This is a genomic window from Streptomyces sp. CoH27 (assembly GCF_020181035.1).
Taxonomy (GTDB): domain Bacteria; phylum Actinomycetota; class Actinomycetes; order Streptomycetales; family Streptomycetaceae; genus Streptomyces; species Streptomyces camelliae.
On record NZ_JAIQYY010000014.1, the window covers coordinates 120,344 to 128,962 of the forward strand.

The window sequence follows — 8,619 nt, forward strand, 5'->3', positions numbered from 1 at the left end:
TTCCGGCAGGGAGCCGGGGAGTCCGGAAGCCCGGAGCCCGGGAGTTCCGGGAAGCATGGGGAGGGATGTGCGGTGGGGAGTACGACACCCGCGATACGCGGCGGCGCCGGCCGGCGGCAGGACACCCGGCGGCGCGGAGCGGTCGTCGCCGCGCTGATGCTGGCGATGGCACTGGCGGCGCTCGACTCCACCATCGTCTCCACGGCCGTCCCGCAGATCGTCGGCGATCTCGGCGGATTCTCCGTCTTCTCCTGGCTGTTCTCCGGCTATCTGCTCGCCGTGACCGTCTCGTTGCCCGTCTACGGCAAGCTGTCCGACACCTTCGGCCGCAAGCCGGTGCTGGTGGTGGGCGCCGCCGTGTTCCTGCTGGGCTCGCTGCTGTGCGCGGCGGCCTGGAACATGGCGGCGCTGATCGCGTTCCGGGTCGTCCAGGGCCTGGGCGGCGGCGCGTTGCAGGGCACCGTGCAGACCCTGGCCGCCGATCTGTACCCGCTGGCGGAACGCCCCAAGATCCAGTCGAAGCTGTCCACGGTGTGGGCGGTGTCGGCGGTCGCCGGGCCGGGGCTCGGCGGAGTGCTCGCCGCGTACGCCGACTGGCGCTGGATCTTCCTGGTCAACCTGCCGATCGGGGCCGCCGCGCTGTGGCTGGTCGTCCGTCATCTGCACGAGCCCGCACGGGAGCTGCCGGAGAACCCTGGGAACGACACGGCACGCGCGCGCGTGGACTGGGCCGGCGCGCTCGCGGTGTTCGCGGCCGGCGGGGTGCTGCTGACCGCGCTGGTGCAGGGCGGGGTCGCCTGGCCGTGGCTGTCGGCGCCGTCCCTGGCGCTGTTCGCCACGGGCCTGGCGCTGGCCGGGGTGGTGGTGTGGGTGGAGCGGCGGGCGGCGCAGCCGATCATCCCGGGGTGGGTGTGGCGGCGCCGGACGATCGCGGCCGTCAATCTGGCGCTCGGCGCGCTCGGGCTGCTGATGGTGGCGCCGAGCGTGTTCCTGCCGACGTATGCCCAGTCGGTGCTCGGACTCGCGCCCGTGGCCGCCGGTTTCGTGCTGTCGGTGTGGACGCTTAGCTGGCCGGTGTCGGCGGCGCTCAGCCAGCACGTCTACCGGCGCATCGGCTTCCGCGACACCGCGCTGCTCGGCATCGGCCTCGCGGCGCTGATTCTGTTCGCGTTCCCGTTCCTGCCGTATCCGGGGTCGTGGTGGCAGCCGACGCTGCTGATGCTGCTGCTGGGCGGCGCGCTGGGCCTGTTCCAGCTGCCGCTGATCGTCGGTGTGCAGTCGACGGTGGGCTGGTCGGAGCGGGGCACCACGACCGCGTCCGTGCTGTTCTGCCGGCAGACCGGACAGACCCTGGGCGCCTCGCTGTTCGGCGCGGTCGCCAACGGGGTGCTGGCGGCGCGCCTCGGCGGCGCGGGCGACCTGGACTCCGTCACGCGCGCGTTGGACGCCGGTACGGCCCCTGAGGCGACGCGGCGCGCGATCGCCGGCGCGGTGCACGCGGTGTACCTCGGCGCGGCCGGCGCGGCGGCCCTGGCCTTCCTGGTGCTGCTCCTGCTGGCTCCTCGCCGCTTCCCGGTGCGGAGCGAGTGAGCACGCGCGCGTGTGTGTGCCGCGAGTGGACCCGGGCCGGGGCACACAAAAGGCCTGGTTAACGCGGGTAACACCCCCGGCGGGGCGGCGTTTTGACGTAGTAAGCGCATACCGACCGGCCAGTTCGGTGAAAAGGCAGCGCGGCCCGGGTACCCGCGAGTAGCGTGCGTGGCTCCGCCCACCCCCCACCTCCCTGCGGTCCGCCGCCACGGACCCGAGCCGCGCAAGGAGCCCCGGGATGTCCTACGACCCGCCGCATCCCCCACATCTCACCTACCCCTGGCAGCCCCCGCCGCCCGAACCGCCGCGCACCCACCGCCGCCCGCCCCGCGAACCCGTCGGCCGCCACGGCGATCTGCGCGTCCTGCGCGGCGCCTACCGCCGGCAGCGGCGCATCGCCACACTCACCGCGCTCGGCTACTTCACCCTGTTCCTCGTCCTGTCCGCGTGCGCGCCCGGCGTCATGACGCGCACGGTCACCGACGGCGTCCCGGCCGGTCTGCTGCTCGCCCTGCTCCAGCTCCCCGTCACCTGGCTCGCGATCGCCCTGTACGAGCACACCGCGCGCGTGCACGTCGATCCGCTCGCGGACCGCATCCGCGCGGAGGCCGAACTGGACGCCCGGCGCGGAGCGCTGCGGTGACCGCCGCCGCCTCGCCGGCCGTCTGGGGCTTCACCGGATTCAGCGCCGGGGCCCAGTCCATGTCCCTGGTCGCCTTCTCCACCGTCGCCACGGTGACCCTGCTGCTGTGCGTGATGACCGGCCCCGACCGCGACGACCTCGACGCGTTCTACACCGGCTACGGCTCCCTGTCCCCGCTGCGCAACGGCCTCGCCATCGCCGGCGATTACATCTCCGCCGCCACCGTCCTCGGCACCGGCGGCGTGATCGCCCTGTGCGGCTACGACGGGATCGTCCTCGCCCTCAGTACGGCGCTGTCGCTGATGCTGCTGATGTTCCTGCTGGCCGAACCGCTGCGCAACGCGGGCCGGTTCACCATGGGCGACGCGCTCGCCCGTCGGCTCCCGGGCCGCGGTGTACGCATCACGGCGTGCGCGGTGACGATCGCCGCGCTGCTGCCGCTGATGCTGGTCCAGCTCGCCGGGACCGGCCAGCTGATGGCGTTCATCCTGGGCTTCTCCGACGAGTCGCTGAAGACGGCGTGCGTCGTCGGACTGGGCGCCCTGATGATCGCCTACGCGGCGATCGGCGGCATGAAGGGCACCGCTCTCATCCAGATCCTGAAGATCGTGATGCTGGTCGGTTCGGGCACCGTGGTCGCCGTTCTGATCCTGCACCGCTTCGACTGGGACCCGGGCGCCCTGTTCTCCGCCGCCGCGCGGCAGAGCGGCGCCGGGCCCGCGTTCCTGCACTCCGGCCTGGAGTTCGGCACGTCGGCCCGGTCCCGTCTCGACATGATCGCCTCCGAGCTGACCGTCGTGCTCGGCGGCGGCTGTCTGCCGCACGTCACCATGCGCATGTACACCGCCTCCAGCGCCCGCCAGGTGCGCCGATCGATGTCCTGGGCCGTGTCGATCGCCGCCCTGTTCGTCCTGGTCATCACGGTCGTCGGCGTCGGGGCCACCGCCCTGGTCGGCCGTACGGCGATCGCCGGCGCCGATCCCCAGGGCAACACCGCGTATCTGCTGGGCTCCCGGGCGGCGTTCGGCGCGGACGTGTCGACCGCGCAGACCCTCCTGTTCACCATGGTCACCACCGCGATCTTCCTGACCCTGCTCGCCTCGGTGGCCGGGATGATCCTCGCCTGCGCCAACTCCCTCGCCCACGACGTCTTCGCCGCGTACATGCGGGAGATGCCGCCCCGGCGCGAGATGGCCCTCGCGCGCGTGTCGGCGCTCGCCATAGGCGTGCCGACGGTCCTGCTCGCCACGCTGGTGCAGCACCACAGCCTGCAGCCTCTGGTGACGCTCTCCTTCTGCCTGGGCGCCTCGGCCATCGCGCCCGCCCTGGTCTACGGCCTCTTCTGGCGCCGTTACACCCGCGGCGGGCTGCTGGCCACGCTGATCGGGGGCACGCTGACCGTGCTGCTGCTCATGCCGGGCACCAATCTGGTCTCCGGCTCACCCCTCGCGGCCTTCCCGCACGCCGACTTCAACTGGTTCCCGTTCACCACGACCGGCATCGTCTCCATCCCGGCCGGCTTCCTCTTCGGCTGGCTCGGCACGCTGGTCTCCGGCCGGGCGAAGGCGGAGCAACAGCGGCGCCAGTACGAGGCGGTGGAGGGGTGGATCCTGGCGGGGGTGGTGCGCAGGGGGAGTTGAGGGGCGTACCGAGCGCCCCCGGACGCTATTCCAGGGCCGCTCTGCCCGTCAGCGAGATCAGGCTGCTGCGGACGTGATCCATCTGCGCCCGTACGTCGTCCCAGGTCTCCCCGTGCTCGCGCAGCACCCGTTCCGTCTCGCGGGCGATGTGCTCCTCGCGCACGCGCGCGCCGGCAATGATCTCGACGGCACGCGCGCGTGCCTCCTCCTGGATGCGCCGCGCCGCCTCCTCGGCCTCCCCGAAAGCCCGCTTGGCCTCGGACAGCGCCGTCTCGGCCCTGCTCACCCGCTCGGCGTGCCGGGCGTCCAGCGCGGTGGCCCGCTCGGCCTCCTCACGCTCGAACTCGGCCCACCGCTCGGCATGCTCCCGGGAATGCTCGGAGAGCATGCCGGTGGTGCGCTGCCGTACTTCGCGCAACGCCGAGAGCGCCTCTGTGCGCCCCTCTTTCACTTCGCGCCTGGCGCTGATGCGGATGTCGTCGGCCTCGGCGCGCGCGGCGAGAAGGCACTGACGGGCGCGTTCGTCGGCTTCCGCGCCGAGCGCGTCCGCGGCTTCGCACGCCTCCCGGCGCAAGCTCTCGGCGCGCGCCTCGGCCTGCGCGACCTGCTCGCGCGCTTCGCGTCGCGTGCGCTCACGGAGATCCGCCGCCTCTTCCTGCACGAGCTGGAACAAGCGCCGCGCAGGCTCCCCGAGCGTCTCGTACTCCTGTGGTGCGAGCTGGGCGACGACTTCGCGCATCCGCACGGCCTCCGCCTCCATGTCTCGGGCGAGCACGGTCAGCCGCGCGGCGCGCTCCCACGCGGCGTCCCGGTCCTGCGACAGCGCCCGCATGTGGGCGTCCACCTGATCGGGGCGGTAGCCACGCCCCCGAACGGTCACGAAGCCGTGCGGCGGCATCGATGCACTGCTCACCCTGGGGACCCCTCTCCACCGGATATTCACGACATACGCGACGCGATGATTTCGCGCACATCTTGATGGATCGGGCGTAAGTGTTCATAACGCGACACTCCGCAGTCACGTCACGTATGAACTCCTGCACTTCGCGCTCGGTGTGGCGGGTACGGCCGGCTACAGCACCTCCTCCTCACCAGTGATGATCACGCTGCGAACGGGCGCGAGCTCCGCCAGACGCGCCGCACCCTCAGCCGTCGCATGCCCCTCCGGGGAGGCGAACGCCGCGCGCAGATCGTCCAGGGAGTCCCACTTCAGCACGGCGACCAGGTGGTACGGCCGCCTCCGCGCACCGCCACCGTCTCCCGGCCCAGCGTGCAGCGGCGCAGTCCGGGCAGCCGACGGCCGAGCGGGATGTGCACCTCCCAGTAGTGCTGGTCGAACGCCTCGGGGTCGGCCGGGGTCTCGTACAGGGCGAGGAAACGCGCGGTCATCGTGCCGCCCTCCCGTACCGCATGAGGACGGCGGCCCCCACCCGTTCGGCCGACAGACACTCCGACCCGGCCGGCGGACTCCCGTCCGGGCCGGACACGACTCCGTCCAGGGAAGACCAGTTCACAGTGCGCCGGCCGCGGGCGCAGGGGACGCGAACGCGGACAGTACGCGCGGGTCTGCGAACACCACACTGCGCGCGACCCTGCCGCCGGCGACCGTCAGCACCTGAACAGTGTGCAGACGGCGACCGCCACCGGACTCCAGCACCTCGCGCAGCACCAGCACGGCCCGCTGCCGCGCCGGCAGCCACCGCAGCGCCACCACCAGCGCCGGCCGCAGATCCCCGCGCGCCTCCACGTCGAACCACGCCTCGGGGAACGCTCCAGCCAGGGCACGTCGAGCGCCGGGGTCAGCGGCGCCCCGGGATCGTCGGAGGCCGCCCCCAGCCGGACGGCAAGGGGCGGCGCGCACGGCTCTCCAGGGCGGTCGGACAGGCGTCGGCCGCACCTGCGGTACAGCCAGGTCCGCACGGACGCGCGAGCCGGGTCGTACCGGCCGCGCGCCTTCCCGGCCCGCGGCATCGTCTCCTGTGTCAGATCCTCGGCCTAGTGGAACGAGCCCAGCATGCGGTAGCAGCAGGCGAGCAGTTCACCCCGGTACGGCTCGAAGTCCACCGGCCCATCATGTCCTTCACGCACGCGCGTGAAGGACATGATGTGCTCGCACCCGGGCGGTGCGCGCTACAGCAGCCCGTCCCACATCTGCTCCAGCAGCACCGACCACCAGCTCTCGGGCGAACCGAGCGCCGCCGGGTCCAGCGCGGCCAGCTGCGCCTGGAAGTCGACGGTCCAGCGGCCCGCCTGCTCCTGGTTCAGCCCGAACCTCAGCCGCCACATCCGGCCGAGCAGCGCCAGGCAGCGCGCGAACTCCGGCAGCCCGGTGTTCACGAACTGCGGCGGCACCGGAGCACCGCCCGGCCCCGCCTCCACGGGGACGGCCACGATGTTCGCCGTGCCGTACTGCACACAGATCGCCTTGCCGAAGTCGGTGCCCATCACCAGGTACGAGCCCGCGTCCGCCGCCGGCTGCGCCCCGCGCTCGGCCGCCAGCTCCGCCAGCGTCGGCACCGGACGGCCCGGCTGGGCCTGCGCCCAGAAGAACGGGCCCATGTCCACCGGCAGGCCGGCCACGACCAGCGTGTGCGCCACGACCGGCGGCACTCCCTGCCGCGACACCGCCTGCTGCTCGAACCGGAAGACCCCCGGCCCGAACGCCGCCGCCAGCTCCTGCGCGATGCCCTCCGGCGGCACGGGCGGCGCGGCCTGCACCGGTGGCAACGGCGCACGCACCGGCGCGGGCCGCGCGGGCCCGTCCGCCACCTGGTGCAACTCGCCCTGGTGCGCCAGCAACTGCTGCATCCCCTGCTGCCGGCTCGCGTGGTCCGTGCCGTACGGCGCGATACTCGCGATCCGCGCCTGCGGCCACTGCTCCCGGATCATCCGCGCGCAGTAGGCACCCGGCAGCTCGCACGACTCCAACTCCGTGTGCAGCTCCAGCACCTGGTCCGGCGGCACGTTCATCGCCCGCAGCTCATGGAAGATCTGCCACTCCGGGTGCGGCGTACCCGGCGCCGACCGCCGGATCAGCTGCTGCTCCGAGCCGTCCTGCGCGCGATAGCGCAGCACCGCCTGATAGCCAGGGCCGACCGTCGGCTGCCCCTGCTGCGGATACCCGTACGCCGGCTGCCCCGGCGCAGGCACGCCCGGCGGCATCGGCTGCGGAGCACCCGGGGCGCCCGGAGGCATACCGGGAGCACCCGGAGCACCGAGCGCGCCTGGGGCGGGCGGCGGCGGAGGCGCGCCCGGGCCCGCCACCGGCGGCGCGGCCAGCATGGTCTCCGCATGGTGCACGGCACCCCGGCCACCTCCCGGCGCGCCGGGAGCCCCGGGAGCGCCCGGAGGCTGCGGCGCGCCAGGCGCGGAAGGCATCCCCGGGGCGCCCGGAGCCGCGGGGGCACCGGGTGCGGGAGGCATGCCCGGGGTGCCTGGACCGGACTGCGCGCCCGGCGTACCCGGAAAGCCCGGGGCGCCCGGCGGCTGGGGGGCGCCCCCGCCCAACTGACTGGGATCGGCAAGCATCGTGGCCGCCTGGTGCACGTTCCCCGGAGGCGCGGCAGGCGGATTGGGGGCGCCCGGAGCACCCGGCGCGCCCGGCGCCTGCGCCCCGCCCGCACTCCCCGGGCCGGCCGGTGCACCCGGTGCACCCGGAACGCCCGGCCCCGCAAGCCCCTCCGGCCCGAGCGCCGGCGCAAGCTGCGTCGGCACGTACGCGCCCGCCGACGCACCCGGCGCGGGCGGCGGCGTCGCACCACCCGGCCGCGCACCCGGCGTACCAGGGGCACCCGGCGGCGGAGGCGGCGCACCCGCCCCACCGCGCGCCCTCTTCGGTGGCGGTGCCGCCTTGCTCGTCGCCGCGTCCGCGATGTCCCCGGCGTTCGACGCGAGCGGCCGCCCGGACGTACCCGGGTCCGCCGAAGCCTGCGGCGCGTTCGGCGCACCGCCCGGCGCCTGCGGATAGCCGTAACCCGGAGCCCCCTGCGGATAGCCGTACGAAGGGGCGCCCGGAGGCGCGGGCGGAGGCGTGCTGCCCGGCGGCACACCAGGCGCGCCCGGCGTGGCGGGGGGCGGAAGCGGGGCGCCGGACGCCGGCGGGTAACCGTACGGGGGTGTACCCGGCGGCGGAGGCGTGCTGCCCGGCGGCACACCCTGCACACCCTGCACGCCTGGCGCGCCCGGCGTGCCGGGGGGCGGGAGCGGGGCGCCGGACGCCGGTGGGTAGCCGGGTACGCCCGACGGGGGCGTGCCAGGTGCGCCCGGCGCCTGCGGATAGGCGTACGGGGGTGTACCCAGCGGCGAAGGCGGAGGCGTGCTGCCCGGCGGTACGCCCGGCACGCCCGGCATGCCCTGCGCGGCAGGAGCCGCGGGGACCCCGGGTGCACCAGGCGCGCCCGGCGCGTACGCGACACCGGGCGCCCCCGGCGCGCCACCCGGGGCGGACTGACCGCCCTGCACACCCGGCAGCTGGGACGCGTCCAGCGCCGGTGCGACCGCCGTCGGCGGCAGCTGGCTGCCTCCCGACATCAAAGCCGTCTTCGCCTCCGGCGTGGACACCGGCGGCCGCGGAGCCTCGTCGGAATCGCTCAGCGGGGGCGCGAACACCGTCGCGGGCAACGGCACGGAACGGTCGTCGTCGCCGGAGTCCGCGTTCGTGTCCGTACCGGCCCACGGCGTGGCGCCCACCGGCACATCCGCCGCCGGAACACCCACCGGACGCGCATCTCCGGAAGCAGGCGCCCC

Annotated in this window: 8 protein-coding genes; 3 read left to right on the forward strand and 5 right to left on the reverse strand. The window is 74.5% G+C overall.

Annotation, left to right across the window (positions count from 1 at the left end):
- Window positions 1-72: 72 nt before the first annotated feature.
- From LE548_RS24600 to LE548_RS24610, 3 genes are all read left to right on the forward strand, one after another.
- The gene (locus LE548_RS24600; protein WP_225099120.1) at window positions 73-1,590 is read left to right on the forward strand and encodes an MFS transporter; all 1,518 of its coding nucleotides are present in this window, start codon (window positions 73-75) and stop codon (window positions 1,588-1,590) included.
- A 238-nt stretch (window positions 1,591-1,828) separates the two neighbouring features.
- Entirely contained in the window at window positions 1,829-2,233 is a 405-nt protein-coding gene (locus LE548_RS24605; RefSeq protein WP_225099121.1) for a DUF485 domain-containing protein, read from the forward strand.
- 59 nt (window positions 2,234-2,292) lie between these two features.
- On the forward strand, window positions 2,293-3,873 hold the full coding sequence (locus LE548_RS24610) for a cation acetate symporter (RefSeq protein ID WP_225099239.1): 1,581 nt from the start codon (window positions 2,293-2,295) through the stop codon (window positions 3,871-3,873).
- A gap of 25 nt (window positions 3,874-3,898) precedes the next feature.
- On the opposite strand, the gene LE548_RS24615 is transcribed toward LE548_RS24610, so the two are convergent.
- The 5 genes from LE548_RS24615 to LE548_RS24640 form a co-directional block, all read right to left on the reverse strand.
- Entirely contained in the window at window positions 3,899-4,771 is an 873-nt protein-coding gene (locus LE548_RS24615) for a cellulose-binding protein (RefSeq protein WP_225099122.1), read from the reverse strand.
- Between the two features lie 174 nt (window positions 4,772-4,945).
- Window positions 4,946-5,089, reverse strand: coding sequence for a hypothetical protein (locus LE548_RS24620; RefSeq protein ID WP_225099123.1), 144 nt, complete (start codon window positions 5,087-5,089; stop codon window positions 4,946-4,948).
- A complete protein-coding gene (locus tag LE548_RS24625) occupies window positions 5,083-5,262 on the reverse strand; it encodes an EthD family reductase (RefSeq protein ID WP_225099124.1) in 180 nt (59 codons plus the stop codon). Before LE548_RS24625 ends, LE548_RS24620 begins: the two co-directional genes overlap by 7 nt.
- A 121-nt stretch (window positions 5,263-5,383) precedes the next feature.
- A complete protein-coding gene (locus LE548_RS46100) occupies window positions 5,384-5,620 on the reverse strand; it encodes a hypothetical protein (RefSeq protein WP_225099125.1) in 237 nt (78 codons plus the stop codon).
- 383 nt (window positions 5,621-6,003) lie between these two features.
- The gene (locus tag LE548_RS24640) at window positions 6,004-8,499 is read right to left on the reverse strand and encodes an SUKH-4 family immunity protein (protein ID WP_374116171.1); all 2,496 of its coding nucleotides are present in this window, start codon (window positions 8,497-8,499) and stop codon (window positions 6,004-6,006) included.
- Window positions 8,500-8,619: the final 120 nt, after the last annotated feature.

Excerpts from the sequence above, each read along its gene's own strand:
- LE548_RS24605 (WP_225099121.1), top strand. The coding sequence starts at position 1,829 with ATGTCCTACGACCCGCCGCATCCCCCACATCTCACCTACCCCTGGCAG.
- LE548_RS24610 (WP_225099239.1), top strand. The coding sequence starts at position 2,293 with ATGTCCCTGGTCGCCTTCTCCACCGTCGCCACGGTGACCCTGCTGCTG.
- LE548_RS24615 (WP_225099122.1), bottom strand. The coding sequence starts at position 4,771 with ATGCCGCCGCACGGCTTCGTGACCGTTCGGGGGCGTGGCTACCGCCCC.
- LE548_RS24625 (WP_225099124.1), bottom strand. The coding sequence starts at position 5,262 with ATGACCGCGCGTTTCCTCGCCCTGTACGAGACCCCGGCCGACCCCGAG.